The following is a 20,599-nucleotide window of genomic DNA, read 5'->3' as shown; positions in this document are numbered from 1 at the left end:
TCTCCCAAGAAGCCCTACCGAAAAAGCGGGAACGACCCCTCGATGGTTTCCAGGTAAATCTTGCGACGACACTGCCTTCGAATGATGCGAAGGGTGTTGCGAAGAACACTTACTCTGACCGAACCAACCTGCAAATTGATCAGGATCTTCACCCCGGGCCCAGAACCTTTGCCCTCGTTGTGATGCCTGCCCTCCTAAGTACCTACCTGCCAGCCCAAGCGCGCCAACTTATCAGCGCTTCAAACTGGCTGCTTTGTTCCAGTCGGGTTCTTCGTTCGACCAATGGTGGTCGACGTTACTGGAACGTTTTAACGTTGCACGGTTCTTATCCGTGTCATTTGTAGGAACACCTAATAACTATGTCTACTCAAATCCATACTCAGGATGCCATTCGCACCCTAACCAACGCTTTTGCACCAATGAACTGCCTGATCATGGCCGCTCGCAAAGGCTGCTTCAGCTTCACACTGGTCAACGAACACGGTATCGCCCGCCACAGCGAGCGTCTATACCCCGATCAGTACTCCAGCGCTGAACCGCTGCAGGCCGTGATCGATCGTACCCGTCAGGCACTGGTTGCCTGAAAGCCGAAAAGGCTGCAAAAGCAAAAGCCCCGCACATAATGCGGGGCTTTTTATTGCCCGATGTTTCGCTTTTACCCCTCAGCGGCTAAGCACCATCGGATATAACGGATATTCCCCGCAGAGGGAAATATTTTAAAAACAGGCCTTTACGTCGCGAATATGACACTACACTTCAACTCAAGCGGCGTGATCCGCTTGCGGCGAGCCTGAACCGATCCACAGCTGCCAAGCCCCCTTCAGGACTCGCCATTAATAACAAGAACCGAGGGTTTTATGGGTATCGCTGCCAGCGAACTGTGCCGCTACGTGATCCGTCCTACGCTGATCTACCTGGGACGTCACAGCGCGACTGCCGAATCTTTGCTGCTGGGCATCGCCGCCAGCCAGTCAGCCTTGGGTTCCGCCCTGCATGACCGCCGCGGGCACGGCCTCTACCGCATCGCCGAGCATCGCCATCAGGCCCTTTGGGATGATTACCTGGCGCTCGACCCGGAACGCGCCAGCCTGGTGCGCGGCCTCGCCAGTCAACATGCTTTCCTGAGCGGTCCACACCTGGAGCTGACGGTCAATCTGCGTTACGCCACGGCGATTGCCTGGCTGCTGGTGGAAGAACACAACCCCACTCTCCCCGATTCCAACGATTTGCTGGGAATGGCGCGTATCTGGCGCCAGACCTTTCAACCCCAGGGTCGTCTGCGCGACTTCACTTATGCCTGGCACACCTGTGTTTCAACGGTGAATCAGGTCGCTTGCTGACCGCCGGGTTTCAGAAGATCTGCCAACAGGTCGCGAATCTGGTCGGATTGTCCTACAAAACCGCTCTAACTCAAGGCATACGGACTATAGCGCTGGGACGAAAATCTTGGTAATTTTCGCCCCGGTGATCACCAGGAGTTCTAATAATGAAAAAAGTCATGCTCAAAACCACCCTTAGCCTCGCCGTTACCATGGCATCCACCCAGATCTTCGCAGCTGGCTTTGCCATCAACGAACACAGCATCAGCGGGATGGGCACTGGTTACGCTGGGCGATCTTCTTCTGCCGACGACGCAAGCACTGTTTATGGCAACCCTGCCGGCATGTCGCGCCTCAAGCGCGAACAAGTTACTGGCGGCGTTGCATTCCTCGATGCAAAAACCGATATCAGCGATGCCAGCTCCAGCCCTAACGGCGGCAGCAACAAAGGCGACATGGTGCCCTTCACCTCCGTACCTATGGGCTTCTACGTCAAACCGATCGATGATCATTGGGCATTCGGCCTCGGCGTCTATGTGCCGTTCGGTCTGATTACCGACTACGAAAAAGGCTTTGCCGGCCGTTACTTCGGCAGCAAATCCGAAGTACAAGTGATCACTTTCCAGCCAACCGTCAGCTACGCCTTCAACGACAAGGTATCGATCGGTTTCGGTCCGACCATCAACCGCATCGACGGCACGCTGGAATCCAATCTGTCGGTCACTCAGGCCGCGCCGGATGGCAAGGTCAAGATCAAGGGTGACGACACCGCGCTGGGCTACAACATCGGTGTGCTGGTACAAGCCACTGACACCACTCGCCTGGGTCTGACTTACCACTCGAAAGTCGACTACAAGCTCGAAGGCAACACCAAGGTCAATTACGGTGTGCTGGGTGCAATTGGTCTGGGCGCCAACCAGAAGTACGACGCTTCGCTGAAGATCACCACCCCTGAGTCCATCGACTTCTCGGTCACCCAGGCAATCAACGATCGCTGGAACGTTTACGCCGGTTCGACCTGGACCCGCTGGAGCCAGCTGGAAAAAATCACCGTCAAGAACTCCGGTGTGCAGCCATTGCTGGCCGGTCAGTTCGGTGAAATCACCGAAGACCAGAACTGGCACGACTCCTGGGCATACGCCTTGGGTACTTCGTACCAGTTGAACAAGGAATGGGTACTGCGTACCGGTTTGACCTTCGACCAGTCGCCGACCAACAACGTCGACCGTTCGCCGCGCATTCCTACCGGTGACCGGACTATCTTCAGCATCGGTGCTGGCTGGAGCCCGACCGAAGACCTGACCATCGACGTTGCTTACTCGTACCTGAAGGAAGAGTCGGTCAAGATCCGCAACGAAAACGATCGCGGCCAGACCTACGACGCCAAGTATGAAAACTCGGCAAACGGCTTCGGTGTCGGCGCGACCTACCGCTTCTGATGCTGCACGGCGAGGCTAAGCCCTTCGCCCACAAAAAAGCCCCGCTCTCTTTACAGAAAGCGGGGCTTTTTAATGCCTGAATTTTGTGCGACCCGTAGGAGCTGTCGAGTGCAACGAGGCTGCGATCTTTTGATCTGTTTTTTTAAAATCAAAAGATCGCAGCGTGCCGCAGCTCCTACAAATCAGGGTTTCAGCGGTTTCGAGGCAATCGCCTTTTCGATCGCGGCGATAAACTCCGGATCATCGGGTTTGGTCAGGCTGGAGAAATTGGCGATCACCTTGCCTTGGCGATCGACCACATATTTGTAGAAATTCCACTTCGGTGCGCTGCTCTGTGCCGCCAGCACCTGAAACAGATGCGTCGCGTCATCGCCACGGACTTTCTGCGGCTCGGTCATGGCGAACGTCACGCCGTAATTGGCGTAACAGACCTTGGCGGTTTCGGCGCTGTCCTTGGACTCTTGCTTGAAGTCATTGGAAGGGACACCAAGCATTTGCAGCCCTTGCCCCTCGTAGCGCTTATGCAGCGCTTCAAGGCCTTCGAACTGCGGGGCAAAACCGCAGAAGCTGGCAGTGTTGACCACCACCAGCGGCTTGTCGGCGTACTGCTTGCACAGGTCAATGGATTCCTTGGCTCGCAACTTGGGCAGCGAGCCTTGCAGCAATTCGGGACAGTCGGCGGCCTGAGCCAAACCAGTCAACGCCATCAGCAACGCGGGAACAGCACACCAGCGCATCAGCATGTCGAACATCCTTGAGCAGTCGTCAGACTTCGACGTTACTCGCCACGCTACGTTCTAGCAAATGCTCATGCCCAACTGCATCAGTGCCAGACCGCCCTGATGCCAGCCCCACCACACCAGCGCCAGCAAAGCGGCGCCGAGTGCGGTGATGACAATACGCGGCCAGAGTCGACTCATGCGGCGCTCGCAGCGGCTTGCAGGCGGGCGACCGGTCGTTCGCGCACCGGCCAGTTCAGCGCGGCAGCCAGCAGACTCAAGAGAATTGCCACTTGCCAGATCAAGTCATAACTTCCGGTTCGGTCATACACCACCCCGCCCAGCCAGCCGCCCAGGAATGAGCCGAGCTGATGAAACAGGAACACAATGCCACCGAGCATGGACAGATTGCGCACGCCAAACAAGGTCGCCACCGTACCGTTGGTCAATGGCACCGTCGACAGCCACAGGAAACCCATTGCCATGCCAAACAGGTAGGCCGACGTGGTCGTTACCGGCAGCCACAGAAACAGCGCAATCACCACCGCGCGCAACAGGTACAACGCCGTCAGCAGACGCGGTTTGGACATGCGCCCACCCAGCCAACCAGCGGTGTAAGTGCCGAAAATATTGAACAGCCCGATCAACGCCAGCACCGTGGTGCCGACACTGGCGGGCAGATGCTGATCGACCAGATACGCTGGCAAGTGCACACCGATGAACACCACCTGAAAACCGCAGACAAAAAAGCCGAACGCCAACAACCAGAAACCCGAATGCGAACAGGCTTCGCGGAGGGCCTCGGATAAGGTTTGTTCATGGCCGAGCACCGGCAGCGGCTTGTCCTTGAGCATGCTCACCAGCGGCACGATCAGCGCCACCAGCAGGCCCAGTACCAGCAGCGCGGCCGACCAGCCGAGCCAGCCGATCAGGCCCAGCGTGCCCGGCAACATGGCGAATTGGCCGAACGAACCGGCGGCGCTGGCGATACCCATGCCCATGCTGCGTTTCTCTGGCGGCACAGCACGACCCACGACACCAAGAATGACCGAAAACGAAGTGCCCGAAAGACCAATACCGATCAGCAGACCGGCACTCAGTGACAACGTCACCGCCGAATCAGACAGGCCCATGCACACCAGGCCCGCCGCGTAGAGGATCCCACCGACGAGTACCACCTTTGCCGCGCCGAAACGGTCAGCCAGTGCGCCGGTGAAGGGCTGCGCCAGACCCCAGATCAGATTCTGCAGAGCAATGGCAAAGGCGAACACTTCGCGCCCCCAACCGAACTGCGCACTCATCGGTGACAGAAACAACCCGAAGCCGTGCCGCACGCCCAATGACAACGCCAGGATCAGCGCACTCCCCACCAATACCCAACCGCACGTACGCCACATCGATGTCATTGTTATTCTCCGCTTGCGGGTATATACCCGCTTTAGTTTGGAAAAAACCGGCCTCAGGCCAGTTCATCCAGCAATCTGAGCAAGGTTTCACGCTTTTCAGCGCCGAGCCGGTCGATCAACCGTTGTTGCGCCGCTTCCCAGGCCGGCAGTGCGGCTGCCAGACGCTGCACACCGGTTTCGGTGAGCTTGACGATGCGGTTACGCATGTCTTCGCCCTCGGCCATTGCCACCAGCCCCTCGCCTTCCAGCACGCGCAGATTGCGTCCGAGGGTGCTGCGATCCAGACCCATCGCCTCAGCGAGTTCCGAGATGCTGGGTTGATCGAGACGCTGCAAGTTGCACAGCAAAGAATACTGGGCAACGTTGATCCCGAAGCCGTCGAGAGCGCCGTCGTAATGCCTGCTGACGCCACGAGCGGCGCGACGCAGGTTGGTGCACAAACACTGAGAAGGAAGCATGATGCGTGTATATACCCGCGACTATGTTAAATCAAGTTACAGATGAGTTTACCCATAACATTTGTATTGCCTGACAAATCGCTATCGCTGGCAAGCCAGCTCCCACAGGGTTCAATAGCGCGCACAAAATCTACGATCCACTGCAAAACCTGTGGGAGCTGGCTTGCCAGCGATAGGGCCAGCACATCCAGCGACAATCTCTCAGACCAAAACCAATCCAACCAACACCATCATCTCCAGCAATTCCAGCAACGCCCCCGCCGTATCGCCGGTCGTCCCACCCAACCGCCGCAGCATCACCTGCCGCAACCAGATCAACACACCGACAGCGATCAGCAACGCGACAACCGCGCTAAAACCGGTGATCAGCAAGCACGCCAGCGCACTTGCGCCCAACACCCACCATCCGGCCTTGCGCGGCAAATGGTCCGCCAACGCTTGCCCCAACCCACCGGCACGCACATACGGCGTGGTCAGAAACAACCCCAACAACGCCGCCCGCCCGAGCAATGGCACGATGACCAACGCAAGACTTTGCTGTTGTTCGATCAGTGCCAGCAACGCGGCAAACTTCAGCAGCAACACCAACACCAGCGTCACCACCGCAATCGGTCCGCTGCGCGGATCTTTCATGATCAACAGCGTACGCTCGCGATCACCAAAACCACCGAGCCAGGCATCGGCGCTGTCGGCCAGACCATCAAGGTGAAGCGCACCGCTGAGCAGCACCCAAACCGTCAACAGCAACGCTGCATGCAGCAACAACGGCGCGCCGCTCAAAGCGAGATTCAACGCCCACAGGATCCCCCCGAACAGCAGCCCCACCAGCGGATAAAACAGCAGCGAACGGCCAAGCTGTTCCGGCTCGGGCATCCCCGGCAAGCGGATCGGCAGGCTGCTGAGAAATTGCAGGGCGATCCACAGCGGCAACATGTCAGCGACCTTCCTTGAGTGAACCGTCGGCCTCGATCGTCAGCGCAAACAGTGCACCATGAGCAACCTCGACATTGAGCAGTTGTTCGCGCGGCAACCCTCGTGCTTGCGCCAGCAACAAGCGCATCACCCCGCCGTGACTGATCAGCAGAACCCGCTCACCAGCGTAGGCGCTGTGCAGGCGTGCAACGGCCGCCAACACTCGGGAGGAAAACTCGCTGACCGGCTCACCTTGTGGTGGCGTAAAGGAATACGGATCGGCCCAGAACAACCCCAGCGCTTCAGCATCGGTCTCCATCAACGCGGCCGCGCTCTGCCCTTCCCACGCACCGAAATGCAGTTCCTGCAGATCCTTGTCCAGATGCACTGACAGGTTCAGTTGCTCACCCAGCTCTGCGGCAAACCGCGCGCAACGTTGCAACGGAGAACTGACGATCCGATCCCACAGCCCGCCCTCGACCACCGCCGCACGCATCTGCGCCCAGCCCTTTTCGGTCAGCGCATCGTCGAGACTGCCACGCAGCCCACCGCCCAGTTCAGTCTCACCGTGGCGCAGCAGATCCAGATGCAATGTCATGCCGGACGATCCGCCACCGCAGCTTCGGCGAATGTCGCCATCTGCCCGTGCAGATCGCAGGCCAGACGCAACAATGGCACCGCCAGCGCAGCGCCACTGCCCTCGCCCAGACGCAGACCGAGTTCCAGCAACGGCTCAGCCTGCAGGGTTTCCAGCACATGGCGATGGCCTGGCTCGGCGCCACGGTGACCGAACAACAGCCACTCGCGACAGGCCGGATTCAAGCGCACGGCGACCAACGCGGCGACCGTACAAATGAAGCCGTCGACCAAGACCGCAACGCCTTCCTGCGCCGCTGCCAGATACGCACCGACCAGCGCGGCGATTTCAAAACCTCCCAGATTGAACAGCGTCTGCAACGCATCGCCACGCTGCGCTGCATGCAACGCCAATGCACGTTCGATCACTTGCGCCTTGTGGCTCACACCTTCGGCATTCAATCCAGTGCCGGGACCCGTCAGGTGTACCACCGGGCAATCGAGCAAGGCGCAGGCCAGGGCACTCGCCGCCGTGGTGTTGCCAATGCCCATTTCGCCACCGATGAACAACTGCGCACCCGCCGCTTTCGCTCGCAGCAGACTGTCGCGACCGGCCTGCAATGCCCGCTCGCCCTGGACCTGAGTCATCGCCGCGCCCTGCACGAAGTTCGCCGTGCCCGCGCCGATGTTCAAATGGCGCACACCCGGCAGGTTCAGCGATGGATTCACCGTACCCAGATCGACCACTTCCAGCTGCGCGCCGAGCTGACGCGCCAGCACGCTGATCGCCGCGCCACCGCTGACAAAGTTGAGCAACATCTGCCCGGTGACTTCTTGCGGGAACGCCGAAACACCTTCAGCCACCACGCCGTGATCGCCGGCAAAAATCGCGATCCACACCTGCGCAAGCGTCGGTTTGACCTGGCCTTGCAGACCGGCCAGTTGCACCGCTACCGATTCCAGTCGACCGAGCGAACCCGCCGGTTTGGTCAGTTGCTGCTGCCGCGCCGCCGCTTGTTCAACGACATGAATGTCGACCGGTTTGCACGGGTTCAGCCACCAGGATTGAGTCATAACGCAGGTCCTTTCAGAGTCAGGGGCAGGCCGGCGACGGTCAGGACAACACGCTGACAGCGCTCGGCCAGAGCTTGATGCAGCCAACCGGCTTCATCGACGTAGCGGCGAGTCAATTCGCCCAGCGGCACGACACCCATTCCGGTCTCGTTGCTGACAAAAATGATTTCACCCGGCAAGGACGCCAGGCAGTCGAGCAGGGCTTGGCGCTCGGCGGCGAGGCGTTCAGCGTCGTCGAGCATCAGCAGATTGGTCAGCCACAGGGTCAGGCAATCGACCAGCAGGCAACGCTCGGCGCTGGCGAATTCGCGCAGGACGCGGGCCAGTTCCAGCGGCTCTTCGATGAGCGCCCATTCGGCGGGACGGCGGGCGCGGTGATGGGCGACGCGGTCGTTCATTTCACCGTCCAGCGGTTGGCTGGTGGCGATGTAGGTCACCGCAAGATTGCTTTCACTGGCGAGTTTTTCCGCGAGGCGGCTTTTGCCGGAGCGGGCGCCGCCGAGGATCAGTTGGAGCATGGGTTCATCCTGTAAATATTCGGTGTGGCGACCTCAGTCATCGTTAGCAGACTAGCGATGAATTCACCTTAAATCCCACAGAGCTGCCGCAACAGCTCGGTATCCAGATGCTTTTCCACCAGATCCGCCAAGCGCTCGATATCGCGCTCACGCAAGCCGTGATAATCCACCTCCTGCACATCGCTTAACCCGGCCCAGCGCAGCAACGCCGCACTCGCCGCCGGCGATTCGAACAGGCCATGCAGATAGGTGCCGAACACCTGCCCATCCGCGCTCTGCGCACCATCACAACGACCGTCGTCCAGATGCACCGCAGCGTTTTCCATTGCCGGTCCGCTGGTCACGCCGGCATGAATTTCATAGCCGCTGACGTCGGCATCTTCCAGTGCCAATCGTCCGCGCACGTTGCGCAACTGCTTCTCGGCTTCAAGCGTGGTTTCAAACGCCAGCAAGCCCAAACCGGCACTCGTGCCCGGCGCACCTTCGAGGCCGAGCGGATCATGCACCTGCTCACCGAGCATCTGCAGGCCACCACAAATCCCCAGCAGTTTGCCGCCATAACGCAAGTGCCGAGAGATCGCCGTATCCCAACCATTGGTGCGCAGGTAGGCCAGATCGCTACGCACACTCTTCGACCCCGGCAGAATGATCAGATCGGCGGCAGGAATTGCCTGCCCCGGGCCGACAAATTGCAGATCAACCTGCGGATGCAGACGTAGCGGATCAAAGTCAGTGTGATTGCTGATGCGCGGCAGCACCGGCACCACCACTTTCAGCACTTGTTCGGCCTTGTCGGTCTGGCGCTGATCGATGCCGTCCTCGGCCTCCAGATGCAGATCCATCACATAGGGCAGCACGCCCACTACCGGTTTGCCGGTGCGCTGTTCCAGCCAGTCGAGGCCCGGTTGCAGCAAGGCGATGTCGCCGCGAAAACGGTTGATGATGAAGCCTTTGACCCGCGCCTGTTCACTCGGCGAGAGCAGCTCCAGGGTGCCGACCAGATGCGCGAAAACCCCGCCGCGATTGATGTCGGCAATCAGCAGCACCGGGCAGTCCACCGCCTCGGCAAAACCCATGTTGGCGATGTCACCGGCACGCAGATTGATCTCCGCCGGCGAACCCGCGCCTTCGACCATCACCAGCGGATACGCAGCGCTGAGCCGCTCGTGGGACGCGAGCACCGCTTTCATCGCGATGGCTTTGTAGTCGTGATACGCCACGGCATTCATCGACGTCACCGCGCGACCATGGATGATCACTTGCGCGCCGGTGTCGCTGTTGGGCTTGAGCAGTACCGGGTTCATGTCGGTGTGCGGATCGAGAAATGCCGCTTGCGCCTGCACGGCTTGCGCGCGGCCGATCTCACCGCCGTCGGCGGTCACAGCACTGTTGAGCGCCATGTTCTGCGGCTTGAACGGTACGACCGCTACGCCTTGGCGCGTCGCCCAGCGGCACAGCGCTGTCACCAGTGTGCTTTTACCGGCGTCGGAAGTGGTGCCCTGCACCATCAGGGTGGTCATGCGTGATCCTTGGCGAAAGCGATTAAAGCCTGTTCGAGACGCGCCTCTTCAGTCGCGTCGGCGGGCAGGCCAAAGCGCAGACTGCTGTTTTGCGTAAAGATGCGCAGAAGAATGCCGCGACGGGCCATGAACGCGTGCAGCACCTCGGCGTGTTCGGTGATCAGCCACTGGAACAGCGCGCAACCACCCTGCGGCTTGAAGCCGTAGCGTTCCAGCAGCGCCGACAGACGCTCACTGGCTTCATCGCTGCGAATCCGTTGGCGTGTGTGCCCTTCGGTGTCTTGCAGACACGCTTGGCCAAGCACCCGCGTCGGCCCGTTCACCGCCCAAGGCCCGACCTGTTCGGCGAGCAGCTTGAGTAACTTGCGCTCGGCCAGCACAAAGCCCAGACGCACCCCGGCCAGACCGAAAAACTTGCCGAACGAACGCAACACAATCAGCCCGACTTGATGAGCATACGGCGCCAGACTCAATGGCGGCGTGTTGTCCATGAACGCCTCATCGACCACCAGCCAACCACCACGCCTGGCGAGCCGCGCATGCCAATCAAGCAGGCGTGCCGGGGTCAGGCTCAGGCCGGTCGGGTTGTTCGGGTTGACCACCACCAGCACGTCGAGGCTGTCGAGAAAGAATTCGACTTCCTGCTCCAGCACTTCGCGCACGATGTAACCGCTGCGGCGCCAGGCTTCGGCATGTTCGGCATAACACGGCGACAACACGCCGACTTTGCCGGCGCGGCGCAAACGCGGCAGCAACTGAATGGCCATCTGTGAACCAGCCACCGGCAACACCTGAGCGGCACCGTAGAAATCGCACGCGGCTTGCTCCAGACCGTCATCGGTTTCCGGCAAGCGCGCCCAGGCGCGCAGCGGGATTTCCGGGATCGGGAACGGCCACGGCGCCAGACCGCTGGACAGGTCGAGCCAGTCAGCCTCGGCAATGCCGTAATCGAGTGCCGCCTTGCGCAGCCGGCCACCGTGCTCAAGCATAGAATTCAGCCCCCACGCAGAGAATCAGCAGCCATAACCATACGCCGCGCTGGACCAATTGCCAGCCACGGTCGATGGAGTCGGCATCGGCCGGTGGCCCTTCGCCGAGTTGCGGACGCTCGTGCAGTTCGCCGTGATAGATCGCCGGCCCACCCAACTCCACGCCCAGCGCACCAGCGCCGGCTGCCATTACCGGGCCAGCGTTGGGGCTGTCCCATAGCGGCGCCTGTGTGCGCCAGCACTTCAGAGCGAGTCGGGTTTTACCCAGCAGCGCGTAGGTCAATGCCACCAGACGCGCAGGAATGTAGTTCAGCACGTCGTCGATTTTCGCCGCCGCCCAACCAAAGCGCTCGAAGCGTTCGTTGCGATAGCCCCACATTGCATCGAGCGTGTTGCTCAAGCGATAGAGGACCACGCCCGGTGCGCCAGCCACGACAAACCAGAACAGCGCGGCAAATACCGCATCACTGCCGTTTTCCAGCACCGACTCAGTGGCGGCGCGGGCGACCGCAGCGCTGTCGAGTTCCTCCGTCTGGCGGCTGACCAGATAGCCGACACGCTTGCGCGCCTCGTCCAGATCATCCGCGCGCAACGCGACGGCTACCGGCGCGACATGCTCGCCGAGGCTGCGCATGCCGAGGGCGCAATACAACGCGAGAATTTCGACGACCCAGCCCACATACGGCGCCCAGGAAAATGCAGTGGCGAGCAAGGTCAGCGGCAGCACCGCGATCACCCACGCGGTGACGCCATGGCTGCGCCAGCCCCGGCCACCGGCGTTGAAACGTTGCTCGATACGTCCGGCGAAATTGCCGAACGCCACCAGCGGATGCCAGCGTTTCGGTTCACCCAACAGCGCATCCAGCGCCACTGCGGCGACACTCAACAACGCCACACTCATTGACTCACTCCCCAATAATTTTCATACAGCAACTCATTGAGCGGCCGCGCCTGCGCCCACCCTTCGAGTACCAGCATCGGCGCCGGATAGAATTCCTTGACCGGGCCCAGACATAAAACAGCCAGCGGCTTGGCGCCGTCGGGCAACCTCAACAGATCGGCCAGTGCTTGCGGTTCGAACAACGAAACCCAGCCCATGCCCAAACCTTCGGCGCGCGAGGCCAGCCACAAATTCTGGATAGCGCAGGACAGCGAGGCCATGTCCATTTCCGGCAGCGTGCGGCGACCGAAGATATGCTTTTCGCGATCATCCATCAGCGCGGCGACCAGCACTTCAGCGCAATCGTTGATGCCTTCGACCTTGAGTTTCATGAACTCGTCGCTGCGCTCGCCGAGGGCTTCAGCGGTGCGCACGCGTTCTTCTTCCACCAGATTCTGGATCTGGCTGCGCAGGGTCCGGTCGCTGATGCGGATGAAACGCCACGGCTGCATCAGGCCGACGCTTGGGGCCTGGTGGGCGGCTTCCAGTAATCGGCGCAGCAGTTCCGGCTTGACGGTGCCGCCAGTGAAGTGGCGCATGTCGCGGCGTTCGGCGATGGCTTTGTAGACCGCTTGGCGCTCGGTTTCGGAGAATGCGTTGTCGGTCATGGCCTCTTCGCGAGCAAGCTCGCTCCCACAGGGGATTGCATTGCTTCAGGAAGCTCACCGCCCACTGTGGGAGCTGGCTTGCCAGCGATGGCGGCCTCAAGGTCAGGTGCGAATAGTGCAGCGATAGCCAAAGGATTCGACGGGAAATAGAAGTGCACATAAGAGGCCGTCATCCGCCCCTCACGATAAACCGCTTCAGCGCCACGTCCGCCATTCGGGCTCAAGCCACGGGCAATCGGTGTCAATTCGGTGGTGGTCAGGGAGTGGTGATAAGTGTGGCCGCGCAACGAACCTTCCGGCAAATCCACCGCTTGCAACGCCAACGCCGCCAGACGCTTCTGCATCACCGCATCGCCTTTGAGCAACCCGACCAGGTCAGCGCGAGCGCCTTCGACGTCAGTCAAAGAATGGAGCAGATACAACATGCCGCCGCACTCAGCGAGCAGCGGTTTACCCGCCGCGTGGTGGGCACGAATCGCCTCAACCATCGCGGTGTTTTGCGACAACGCCACGTGGTGCAATTCCGGATAACCACCGGGCAAATACAGGCTATCCGCTTCAGGCAATTGGGTATCGCGGATCGGCGAGAAGAAACTCAGCTCGGCGCCCATCGCCCGCAGCAGATCGAGACTCGCGCCATAGGTGAAGGCAAACGCTTCATCGCGCGCAACGGCAATGCGCACATCCTTCAGCAGCGGCTCGACAGCGATGATGTCAGGCGCGGCGAACTCAACCGCCGGTGGCAGCGCTACCTCGCAACTGCTGGCGAGAGCGTCGGCAGCGGCGTCGAGACGTACATCGAGGTCATTCAATTCACTGGCCTGGACCAGACCGAGATGGCGACTCGGCAATTCGATACCGGTCTCGCGAGACAACGCGCCATACCAACGCAAACCTTCCGTGAGGCTGCCTTCGAGCAATTGCGCATGACGCAAGGTGCCGACGCGATTGGCGAGCACACCGGCAAACGGCAGGTCCGGTTGATACTTCGCCAGACCCAGCGCCAACGCACCAAAGGTCTGCGCCATGGCCGTCCCATCAATCACGCCAAGCACCGGAACACCGAAATGCCGCGCCAGATCGGCGCTGGACGGCGTGCCATCGAACAGACCCATCACGCCTTCGATCAGAATCAGGTCCGCCTCGGCGGCGGCTTCCCACAACAGACGACGACTTTCCTGCTCGCCGACCATCCACATGTCCAGTTGATACACCGGCGCACCGCTGGCACGCTCAAGAATCATCGGGTCGAGAAAGTCCGGGCCGCATTTGAACACGCGCACCTTGCGCCCCTGATTGCGATGCAAACGGGCCAGTGCGGCGGTGACGGTGGTCTTGCCCTGACCGGAGGCCGGCGCGGCGATGAGCACCGCCGGGCAGTGACGTGGTTGATTCAAAGTTCGACGCCTTTCTGCGCTTTGATGCCCGCCTGGAAGGCGTGTTTGAGCATGCCCATTTCAGTCACGGTGTCGCCCATTTCGATCATTTCCGGCTTGGCCGCACGACCGGTGACGATCACGTGCTGCATCGGCGGACGCGCCTGCAAATCGCTGAGCACTTGATCGAGATCGAGGTAGCCGTGCTTGAGGGCGATGTTCAATTCGTCGAGCACCACCAGACCGATCGAAGGATCACGCAACAGCTCGCGAGAGACCGCCCACGCGGCTTCGGCGGCGGCGATGTCGCGCTGACGATCCTGGGTTTCCCAGGTAAAGCCTTCGCCCATCACGTGGAAACGCACTTGCTCGGGGAAGCGGCGGAAAAACAATTCTTCGCCGGTGCTGTTGCGGCCCTTGATGAATTGCACCACGCCGCACTGCATGCCGTGGCCCATGGCGCGGGCGAGCATGCCGAAGGCCGAGCTGCTTTTGCCTTTACCGTTGCCGGTCAGCACCAGCACCAGGCCGCACTCGTCAGGCGAGTTGGCGATACGTTCGTCAATCACGGCTTTTTTGCGCTGCATACGCGCCAGATGGCGTTCGTCGCGCTCGGGGGAATCAGTCATGGGGAGCTCTCCGTTGAGGCTGGATAACGGCGGGCAGGCACAAGAATAGACGGCAAAAAGCCTGGCATCGCCCACCGTGATGCCGCTGGATGGATCAGGCCGGTCTCCGGGCTCATGAGCGGCGTTGGCCTGACTGCGCGCCTTCCCGCTTGAGCAGTGGCATTCGACGCAGTGTTCACTCATTTACCGTTGCGGGGGCAGCGCCGGGATCGTGGTGGCTCTTCGCTTGAAGACAACCCTCACCGGCTTCCCTGTTTCACTCTGTCGACGCAGGTCACAGAGCACCTGAAACAAGCCGCGAAGGTTAGAGGGTTGGGGGTGGAGCGTCAATTGAAGAGGAAGCCATCGGGCGAATAACTGCCGTCGATCAACTATCTGACGCCAATCTTGTGCCACACTCATACAAATGATATCAAAGAGCCATGCTTTTCCCGAAAAGCCCACCACAACAATAAAGGATGATGACGATGCAAGGCATGATCATCAGCAACCCGCGCCTGGAATTCCTGCGCCCGGTGCTTGAACGCTGGTTTGACTGTATCGACCGTTACAACGCCGTGCGCGGCGACAGCGACACACCTTACTGGCATGACGAGAAAGCCAATCTCGGATTGCTCACAGCGGCGGCGTGGATGGCCGAGCTGGTCACGCTGAACGACACTGCCACGCGTAAACAGAATGAAGAAGGCGAGCGTAATGCCCGCGCCGATCTGTTTCTCGCCGGCGCCGAAGACCGCGCCTTCATCCAGGCCACCCAGCGCTGGCCAAAGGTTACCAACCTCAATCTGACTCAAGCCCTGCTGGACATCACCAACGACGCCAAGCGCATCAGCTATGCCAGCGATCTCAAGCTTGGCTGCCTGTTCGTCGCACCGCAAAAAGCCCAGCACAGCGCCAGCCCCGAAGAGCTGCAGGACATGGTCGACGACCTGCAAAAGGAACACACCTGCGCGGTCGCCTGGTATTTCCCCTATGCCTATCGCAAATTGCGCAGCGAGGCGGGCAATTATCACCCGGGCATCGCCGTGCTGTTCAAGGAAGCGCGCGGCTGAGCAGTTGAACCATCGGGCTTGCGCCCTCCTCTATGATTAGGAATGCATTCATAGGGAAGATCAGCAATGCGCAAGCCCCAGCTCGTTTTTGTCATCGCCTTCGCCGGAGGGCTCGCCGCCTGCGGTGAATCCTCCAGCCTGCAAGTCTCCGACGGCACCGGCCCGTCACCGAAGCTGCCCGAACCGAACAAGACCCTGATCCCGACGGTGAACATCGCCCCGGCGGTTGGCTGGCCCGACGGCGGCAAACCGACAGCGGCGGCCGGCACCCAGGTCGCGGCATTCGCCGAAGGCCTCGATCATCCGCGCTGGCTCTATGTGCTGCCCAATGGCGATGTGTTGGTAGCGGAAACCAACGCCCCGCCGAAGCCGGATGACAGCAGTGGCATTCGCGGCTGGGTGATGAAGAAGGTCATGGGCAAGGCTGGCGCAGGCGTGCCGAGTCCGAATCGCATCACCTTGCTGCGTGACGCCGATCATGACGGCGTGGCCGAGACACGTACGGTGTTCCTGCAGAACCTCAATTCACCGTTCGGCATGACGCTGGTTGGCAATGATCTGTATGTGGCCGACACCGATCGCCTACTGCGCTTTAACTACGAACCGGGCGCCACCGAAATCAAGTCACAGCCAATCAAGGTTGTCGATTTGCCCGGTGGGACGCTGAATCACCACTGGACCAAAAACGTCATCGCCAGCAAGGACGGCAGCAAGTTGTACGTCACCGTCGGCTCGAACAGCAACGTTGGCGAAAATGGTCTGGATAAGGAAGAAGGCCGCGCAGCGATCTGGGAAGTTGACCGGGCGACCGGTAATCATCGGATCTTCGCCTCAGGCATTCGCAACCCCAATGGCCTGGCGTGGGAGCCAAGCAGTGGCGCACTGTGGACGGCGGTCAACGAACGCGACGAGATTGGCAGCGATCTGGTGCCGGACTACATCACGTCGGTCAAGGACGGCGCGTTCTATGGCTGGCCGTTCAGCTACTACGGTCAGCACATTGATGTCCGCGTTTCGCCGCAGAATCCGCAACTGGTGGCCAAGGCCATCGCTCCCGATTACGCCGTCGGCCCGCACACCGCATCATTGGGCCTGACGTTCGCAGCGGGCAACAACCTGCCGGCGCAGTTCAAGGAAGGTGCCTTCATCGGCCAGCACGGCTCGTGGAACCGCAAGCCGCACAGTGGCTACAAGGTGATTTTTGTCCCGTTTACCGGCGGCAAGCCCAGTGGCACACCGGTGGATGTGCTGACCGGGTTCCTCGACAAGGATGAAAATGCGCTGGGTCGCCCGGTGGGCGTGGTGATCGATCAGCAAGGTGGCTTGCTGGTGGCGGATGATGTCGGCAACAAAGTGTGGCGAGTGTCTTCTGCCAAATAACTTACCGCCTGACACATAACACATGTGGGAGCGACGGTCGCAACGTCGCTCCCACATTAGGTTTTGCGTTGTCTTTATTAAGGGTTATGCGCCAGATGCTCCGGCTGCAACACCCGCTTGGCACTCAGATAAGCCTTCTGCCAATACGCCTTCGAGAGGCTGTCGAGCTTGACCGTCCCGCCCGTGGCCGGTGCATGCACAAAGCGCCCTTCGCCAACGTAAATCCCCGCATGACTGACCTGCGAGCCGCCATTGGTGGCGAAGAAAATCAGGTCACCGGTTTGCAAACCTTCCTTGCCGACATTCGGCGCCTGCATGACGATCATCTCGCGCGTCGAACGTGGCAACGAGATGCCCGCCGCGTCGCGGTAGACAAAACCGATCAGACCGCTGCAATCAAAACCCGAATCCGGCGTGTTCCCGCCCCAACGATAAGGCGTGCCGACCAGGCCGAGCGCACGAAACAGCACGTCTTCAGCAGCGGGCGAAAAAGCTTCGGAGGGACCGAACACAACCGGTGCGCGAACCACCGGCGCAGGTGGCGGCGTGCGACTGGCGCAGGCGCTGAGCAGCGCTGCGAAGAAGATCAACGTGAGGCGGGCCGACATCGTCATAAGCAGAACATCCTGATCTGGCTGCGGCTTTTTCTGCCGATGGACAGAAAACAAAACCGCCTGCGTGAGCACGCAGGCGGTTTGCCATCAAACTAGATACAGGATTCTAGCGGCTACGCGGCAAACTTCAAGTAAGACTTTAACTTCACCTTGTAAAGTCTAGGTCTACTCCGTTGCCGGGAGCCTGATTGTCGCCGCGAACGCAGCGACAACGGGGATTACTTGCGAGCGGTAACGACCGTCGGAGCGTTGGCCAATGCACGTTTCGCTTCGATGAAAGTCTTGCTCCAGTAGCTGTCACCCAGGCTGTCGATGCGAACACCGCCGCTGCGACGACTGCTGGAGTGGATGAACTGGTTGTCACCGAGGTAGATCCCGGCGTGACTGACACGACCGCGACGACCATTGGTGGCGAAGAACAGCAGATCGCCCGGCTCAAGGTTGCTGCGCGATACCAGTGGTGCATCCACGTTGATCATTTCGCGTGTCGAGCGCGGCAGGTTCATGCCAGCTTCTTCGCGGAACAGATAGCCGATGAAACCGCTGCAATCGAAACCGGCTTCAGAGGTACCACCGAAACGGTAACGGGTACCGATCAGGGACATGCCGCGTTCGAGGATGCTGTCGGCCAGAACAGGAAGCTGGTAGGGCTTCTTGCCATTGAATTCGTTGAGTTCTTTTTCGGTGTCCAGCTCTTCCTGGTAAATAACGGAAGACTGAGCCGTGGCAGAATTTTTAACCTGTTGAGGCTGCTCTTGAACTGGAGAATGAGCAGCGCAACCGTACAACAGGGTGACGAGTGCGAGAGGCACGAGGGGTGCGAAGCGCTTTAGCATGGGCACGACCGTGGCTGATAGTTGTAAAGAAGCCGAGACTATGCCCGCTATCAGCCTCATTTGCAAATTCAATCGATCTTTTTGTGACTTCTCGGTTTCTCGTTTACATCTAAGCGCTTAAGCCCATTTGAATCGATACGCGGCCTGCATACCGTGCAGGAAAGCGGATTTTCTGGCGCCTGAAATATGCCGAAACATGCTGAAAGCCGCAGAACCAAAGGGATGGCTACCAGCCGAGGGTTTCTTTGAGGAAGGGAATAGTCAGCTTGCGTTGCGCCTGCAAAGAGGCCTGATCGAGCTGTTCAAGCAAGTCGAACAGTGCACTCATACTGCGGGTGCCGCGAGTCAAAATAAAATGCCCGACTTCATCGGTCAGGTGCAGACCGCGACGCGAGGCGCGCAATTGCAAGGCGCGCAATTTGTCTTCATCGGAGAGCGGCCGCATCTGGAAAATCAGCGCCAGGGTCAGGCGGGATTTCAAGTCAGCCAGTTTGACCGGCAGTTCACGCGGAGAGGTCGAGGCGGCGATCAGCAGGCGCCGACCGCTGTCACGCAGACGGTTGAACAGATGAAACATCGCCTCTTCCCAGTCAGTCTTACCGGCGATCACCTGCAAGTCGTCCAGGCATACCAGTTCGTACTGTTCGAGGTTGTCGAGGATTTCGACACCGCGATCCATCAACTCGGCCAACGGCAAGTACACCGCCGGCTCCCCCATCTGCTCGAATCGCAGACACGCCGCCTGCAGCAGATGCGTACGCCCTACGCCGTGCTTACCCCACAGGTAGATCAGACTTTCTGTCCAGCCGGCGTCGGCTTCGCATAGACGCTCGACATAGCCGAGTGCAGCGGCATTGGCGCCTGGGTAGTAGTTGATGAAGGTGGCGTCGTCACGCAGACGCACACCTAGGGGCAGCTGAATCGGTTTCATGCTGACTGAACAGTTCTCAAGGAACCGTTAGTGGCCTCTGTGTAAAGTTTGCGAAGTTTATACCCGTGAAGCTGAGCGCACAATGCGACAGAGTCCAAGCAAAATCAAAGGTTTGCGTTAATGCTCTGGTTTTATGACAGATTCTTTGGCGCCAACGCCTGCAGGACACGGGCCAACCCGGCTATTCGCCGGGCCGCCCTGCCCATTACAACTCCGGCTCGTCCACGCCACTATAGATGTCGGAATCCTTGTACAAGTCGTGCACATGACGCACCAGCACCATGATCACCGCCGCCACTGGCAACGCCAGCAACACACCGGTGAAACCGAACAGCTCGCCGCCCGCCAGAATCGCGAAGATCACTGCCACCGGATGCAGACCGATGCGGTCGCCCACCAACAGCGGCGTCAGCACCATGCCTTCCAGCGCCTGACCGACCATGAACACCGCGACAATCCCGACCATCGGGTACAGATCACCACCGAACTGGAACAACCCGGCAATCAGTGCCGCGCCAATACCAATCACGAACCCCATGTACGGCACGATCGCTGCCAGGCCCGCGATCAGACCGATCAATAGCCCCAGCTCCAGCCCGACAATCATCAGGCCCGCTGCGTAGATCACGCCCAGCGCCACCATCACCAGCAACTGACCGCGAACAAACGCGCCCAGTACCTCATGACATTCACCGGCCAGCGATACAATGGTCTCTTCCCGATCACGCGGCAGCAGGCTGCGGATCTTGGCCATCATCACGTCCCAGTCCCGCAGCAGGTAGAAACTCACCACCGGGATCAGCACCAGATTCGCCAGCCAGCCAATCAGCGCCAGACTCGACGCCGTCGCCTGACTCAGCACCACACTGACGATGTCGGTGGTCTGGCCCATGTGCTCGCTGATCGCCGCCTTGACCTTGTCGAACTTCCAGAAACCATCCGACAGACCCAGCTTCGCCTGCGCCCAAGGCAACGCCGTGTGTTGCAGCCAGTCGAGCATTTGCGGCGCCAGTTCGTACAAACGCAGCAACTGCTTGGCGAGCATCGGCACCAACACAAGCATCAGCGCAGTAACGATCAGGGTGAACAAGGCAAATACCGCGATTACGCCCCACGTGCGCGACAGCCCGAGTTTTTCCAGGCGATCCACCAGCGGATCGAACAGATAAGCCAGCAACAGCGCCACCAGAAACGGCGTGAGGATCGGGTGCAACAACCATACAAACGCGCACAGCAGGACTACCCCACCGAGCCAGAACCAACGCCGCGTATCGGCCATGTACCACTCCTGATGCTTCTATAT

Annotated in this window: 23 protein-coding genes and 1 riboswitch; of the genes, 5 read left to right on the top strand and 18 right to left on the bottom strand. The window is 60.0% G+C overall.

The window, feature by feature from the left end; translation table 11 throughout:
- The first annotated feature begins 359 nt into the window (after window positions 1-359).
- The 3 genes from ACIF4X_RS23935 (at window position 360) to ACIF4X_RS23925 (ending at window position 2,758) form a co-directional block, all read left to right on the top strand.
- The gene (locus tag ACIF4X_RS23935; RefSeq protein WP_003214941.1) at window positions 360-584 is read left to right on the top strand and encodes a hypothetical protein; all 225 of its coding nucleotides are present in this window, start codon (window positions 360-362) and stop codon (window positions 582-584) included.
- Window positions 585-857: 273 nt separating this feature from the next.
- Complete coding sequence (locus ACIF4X_RS23930; RefSeq protein WP_397484002.1) at window positions 858-1,340, top strand: hypothetical protein; 483 nt, start codon at window positions 858-860, stop codon at window positions 1,338-1,340.
- Between the two features lie 146 nt (window positions 1,341-1,486).
- Window positions 1,487-2,758, top strand: coding sequence for an OmpP1/FadL family transporter (locus ACIF4X_RS23925; protein ID WP_397484001.1), 1,272 nt, complete (start codon window positions 1,487-1,489; stop codon window positions 2,756-2,758).
- Between the two features lie 182 nt (window positions 2,759-2,940).
- On the opposite strand, the gene ACIF4X_RS23920 is transcribed toward ACIF4X_RS23925, so the two are convergent.
- The 14 genes from ACIF4X_RS23920 to cobO form a co-directional block, all read right to left on the bottom strand.
- A complete protein-coding gene (locus ACIF4X_RS23920; protein WP_250604158.1) occupies window positions 2,941-3,501 on the bottom strand; it encodes a glutathione peroxidase in 561 nt (186 codons plus the stop codon).
- A gap of 54 nt (window positions 3,502-3,555) precedes the next feature.
- Window positions 3,556-3,678 (bottom strand): hypothetical protein, encoded by a 123-nt coding sequence (locus tag ACIF4X_RS23915; RefSeq protein WP_301336273.1) that lies wholly within the window; start codon window positions 3,676-3,678, stop codon window positions 3,556-3,558.
- The gene (locus tag ACIF4X_RS23910; protein ID WP_397484000.1) at window positions 3,675-4,883 is read right to left on the bottom strand and encodes an MFS transporter; all 1,209 of its coding nucleotides are present in this window, start codon (window positions 4,881-4,883) and stop codon (window positions 3,675-3,677) included. The genes ACIF4X_RS23915 and ACIF4X_RS23910 overlap by 4 nt, the downstream gene beginning before the upstream one ends.
- A 53-nt stretch (window positions 4,884-4,936) precedes the next feature.
- The gene (locus ACIF4X_RS23905) at window positions 4,937-5,341 is read right to left on the bottom strand and encodes a MarR family winged helix-turn-helix transcriptional regulator (protein ID WP_397483999.1); all 405 of its coding nucleotides are present in this window, start codon (window positions 5,339-5,341) and stop codon (window positions 4,937-4,939) included.
- 201 nt (window positions 5,342-5,542) lie between these two features.
- Complete coding sequence (locus ACIF4X_RS23900) at window positions 5,543-6,274, bottom strand: adenosylcobinamide-GDP ribazoletransferase (RefSeq protein ID WP_397483998.1); 732 nt, start codon at window positions 6,272-6,274, stop codon at window positions 5,543-5,545.
- A gap of 1 nt (window position 6,275) precedes the next feature.
- Window positions 6,276-6,851, bottom strand: coding sequence for an alpha-ribazole phosphatase family protein (gene cobC / locus ACIF4X_RS23895; protein ID WP_397483997.1), 576 nt, complete (start codon window positions 6,849-6,851; stop codon window positions 6,276-6,278).
- Window positions 6,848-7,903, bottom strand: a complete 1,056-nt coding sequence (gene cobT / locus ACIF4X_RS23890; protein ID WP_397483996.1) for a nicotinate-nucleotide--dimethylbenzimidazole phosphoribosyltransferase — start codon at window positions 7,901-7,903, stop codon at window positions 6,848-6,850. Before cobT ends, cobC begins: the two co-directional genes overlap by 4 nt.
- Window positions 7,900-8,421, bottom strand: coding sequence for a bifunctional adenosylcobinamide kinase/adenosylcobinamide-phosphate guanylyltransferase (gene cobU / locus ACIF4X_RS23885; RefSeq protein ID WP_397483995.1), 522 nt, complete (start codon window positions 8,419-8,421; stop codon window positions 7,900-7,902). Before cobU ends, cobT begins: the two co-directional genes overlap by 4 nt.
- Window positions 8,422-8,489: 68 nt before the next feature.
- Window positions 8,490-9,941, bottom strand: a complete 1,452-nt coding sequence (locus ACIF4X_RS23880; RefSeq protein ID WP_397483994.1) for a cobyric acid synthase — start codon at window positions 9,939-9,941, stop codon at window positions 8,490-8,492.
- Window positions 9,938-10,930 carry a threonine-phosphate decarboxylase CobD gene (cobD, locus tag ACIF4X_RS23875; protein ID WP_397483993.1) on the bottom strand — a complete coding sequence of 331 codons (993 nt, stop codon included), beginning with the start codon at window positions 10,928-10,930 and terminating at the stop codon, window positions 9,938-9,940. The genes ACIF4X_RS23880 and cobD overlap by 4 nt, the downstream gene beginning before the upstream one ends.
- Window positions 10,923-11,831, bottom strand: a complete 909-nt coding sequence (cbiB, locus tag ACIF4X_RS23870) for an adenosylcobinamide-phosphate synthase CbiB (RefSeq protein ID WP_397483992.1) — start codon at window positions 11,829-11,831, stop codon at window positions 10,923-10,925. Before cbiB ends, cobD begins: the two co-directional genes overlap by 8 nt.
- Entirely contained in the window at window positions 11,828-12,478 is a 651-nt protein-coding gene (gene bluB, locus ACIF4X_RS23865; protein ID WP_397483991.1) for a 5,6-dimethylbenzimidazole synthase, read from the bottom strand. Before bluB ends, cbiB begins: the two co-directional genes overlap by 4 nt.
- Window positions 12,475-13,875 (bottom strand): cobyrinate a,c-diamide synthase, encoded by a 1,401-nt coding sequence (locus ACIF4X_RS23860; RefSeq protein WP_397483990.1) that lies wholly within the window; start codon window positions 13,873-13,875, stop codon window positions 12,475-12,477. The genes bluB and ACIF4X_RS23860 overlap by 4 nt, the downstream gene beginning before the upstream one ends.
- Entirely contained in the window at window positions 13,872-14,483 is a 612-nt protein-coding gene (gene cobO, locus ACIF4X_RS23855; protein WP_003223053.1) for a cob(I)yrinic acid a,c-diamide adenosyltransferase, read from the bottom strand. Before cobO ends, ACIF4X_RS23860 begins: the two co-directional genes overlap by 4 nt.
- Before the next feature lie 79 nt (window positions 14,484-14,562).
- Window positions 14,563-14,787: riboswitch (cobalamin riboswitch) on the bottom strand.
- A gap of 163 nt (window positions 14,788-14,950) precedes the next feature.
- On the opposite strand from cobO, the gene ACIF4X_RS23850 reads away from it, so the two are divergent.
- Both ACIF4X_RS23850 and ACIF4X_RS23845 read left to right on the top strand, forming a co-directional pair.
- Window positions 14,951-15,535, top strand: a complete 585-nt coding sequence (locus ACIF4X_RS23850; protein WP_397483989.1) for a hypothetical protein — start codon at window positions 14,951-14,953, stop codon at window positions 15,533-15,535.
- 66 nt (window positions 15,536-15,601) lie between these two features.
- Entirely contained in the window at window positions 15,602-16,915 is a 1,314-nt protein-coding gene (locus ACIF4X_RS23845; protein ID WP_397483988.1) for a PQQ-dependent sugar dehydrogenase, read from the top strand.
- 77 nt (window positions 16,916-16,992) lie between these two features.
- Here the strand turns inward: ACIF4X_RS23845 and ACIF4X_RS23840 are convergent, their stop codons facing one another.
- From ACIF4X_RS23840 to ACIF4X_RS23825, 4 genes are all read right to left on the bottom strand, one after another.
- Window positions 16,993-17,529: a C40 family peptidase gene (locus ACIF4X_RS23840; RefSeq protein WP_397483987.1), complete on the bottom strand. Its 537-nt coding sequence runs from the start codon at window positions 17,527-17,529 to the stop codon at window positions 16,993-16,995.
- A gap of 218 nt (window positions 17,530-17,747) precedes the next feature.
- Entirely contained in the window at window positions 17,748-18,365 is a 618-nt protein-coding gene (locus tag ACIF4X_RS23835) for a C40 family peptidase (protein WP_007919826.1), read from the bottom strand.
- Between the two features lie 226 nt (window positions 18,366-18,591).
- Window positions 18,592-19,296: a DnaA regulatory inactivator Hda gene (hda, locus tag ACIF4X_RS23830; RefSeq protein ID WP_397483986.1), complete on the bottom strand. Its 705-nt coding sequence runs from the start codon at window positions 19,294-19,296 to the stop codon at window positions 18,592-18,594.
- A 205-nt stretch (window positions 19,297-19,501) separates the two neighbouring features.
- Complete coding sequence (locus tag ACIF4X_RS23825; RefSeq protein WP_397483985.1) at window positions 19,502-20,575, bottom strand: AI-2E family transporter; 1,074 nt, start codon at window positions 20,573-20,575, stop codon at window positions 19,502-19,504.
- Between the last annotated feature and the right edge of the window lie 24 nt (window positions 20,576-20,599).

Source organism: Pseudomonas sp. NPDC085632 (genome assembly GCF_044541255.1).
In the GTDB taxonomy this organism is placed as follows: Bacteria; Pseudomonadota; Gammaproteobacteria; order Pseudomonadales; family Pseudomonadaceae; genus Aquipseudomonas.
The sequence above is the reverse complement of the archived record's forward strand: the minus strand, read 5'-3'. Positions and strand labels throughout refer to the sequence as shown.

Coding starts and splice junctions, on each gene's coding strand:
- ACIF4X_RS23935 (WP_003214941.1), top strand. CDS start 360: ATGTCTACTCAAATCCATACTCAGGATGCCATTCGCACCCTAACCAAC.
- ACIF4X_RS23930 (WP_397484002.1), top strand. CDS start 858: ATGGGTATCGCTGCCAGCGAACTGTGCCGCTACGTGATCCGTCCTACG.
- ACIF4X_RS23925 (WP_397484001.1), top strand. CDS start 1,487: ATGAAAAAAGTCATGCTCAAAACCACCCTTAGCCTCGCCGTTACCATG.
- ACIF4X_RS23920 (WP_250604158.1), bottom strand. CDS start 3,501: ATGCTGATGCGCTGGTGTGCTGTTCCCGCGTTGCTGATGGCGTTGACT.
- ACIF4X_RS23915 (WP_301336273.1), bottom strand. CDS start 3,678: ATGAGTCGACTCTGGCCGCGTATTGTCATCACCGCACTCGGCGCCGCT.
- ACIF4X_RS23910 (WP_397484000.1), bottom strand. CDS start 4,883: ATGACATCGATGTGGCGTACGTGCGGTTGGGTATTGGTGGGGAGTGCG.
- ACIF4X_RS23905 (WP_397483999.1), bottom strand. CDS start 5,341: ATGCTTCCTTCTCAGTGTTTGTGCACCAACCTGCGTCGCGCCGCTCGT.
- ACIF4X_RS23900 (WP_397483998.1), bottom strand. CDS start 6,274: ATGTTGCCGCTGTGGATCGCCCTGCAATTTCTCAGCAGCCTGCCGATC.
- cobC (WP_397483997.1), bottom strand. CDS start 6,851: ATGACATTGCATCTGGATCTGCTGCGCCACGGTGAGACTGAACTGGGC.
- cobT (WP_397483996.1), bottom strand. CDS start 7,903: ATGACTCAATCCTGGTGGCTGAACCCGTGCAAACCGGTCGACATTCAT.
- cobU (WP_397483995.1), bottom strand. CDS start 8,421: ATGCTCCAACTGATCCTCGGCGGCGCCCGCTCCGGCAAAAGCCGCCTC.
- ACIF4X_RS23880 (WP_397483994.1), bottom strand. CDS start 9,941: ATGACCACCCTGATGGTGCAGGGCACCACTTCCGACGCCGGTAAAAGC.
- cobD (WP_397483993.1), bottom strand. CDS start 10,930: ATGCTTGAGCACGGTGGCCGGCTGCGCAAGGCGGCACTCGATTACGGC.
- cbiB (WP_397483992.1), bottom strand. CDS start 11,831: ATGAGTGTGGCGTTGTTGAGTGTCGCCGCAGTGGCGCTGGATGCGCTG.
- bluB (WP_397483991.1), bottom strand. CDS start 12,478: ATGACCGACAACGCATTCTCCGAAACCGAGCGCCAAGCGGTCTACAAA.
- cobO (WP_003223053.1), bottom strand. CDS start 14,483: ATGACTGATTCCCCCGAGCGCGACGAACGCCATCTGGCGCGTATGCAG.
- ACIF4X_RS23850 (WP_397483989.1), top strand. CDS start 14,951: ATGCAAGGCATGATCATCAGCAACCCGCGCCTGGAATTCCTGCGCCCG.
- ACIF4X_RS23845 (WP_397483988.1), top strand. CDS start 15,602: ATGCGCAAGCCCCAGCTCGTTTTTGTCATCGCCTTCGCCGGAGGGCTC.
- ACIF4X_RS23840 (WP_397483987.1), bottom strand. CDS start 17,529: ATGACGATGTCGGCCCGCCTCACGTTGATCTTCTTCGCAGCGCTGCTC.
- ACIF4X_RS23835 (WP_007919826.1), bottom strand. CDS start 18,365: ATGCTAAAGCGCTTCGCACCCCTCGTGCCTCTCGCACTCGTCACCCTG.
- hda (WP_397483986.1), bottom strand. CDS start 19,296: ATGAAACCGATTCAGCTGCCCCTAGGTGTGCGTCTGCGTGACGACGCC.
- ACIF4X_RS23825 (WP_397483985.1), bottom strand. CDS start 20,575: ATGGCCGATACGCGGCGTTGGTTCTGGCTCGGTGGGGTAGTCCTGCTG.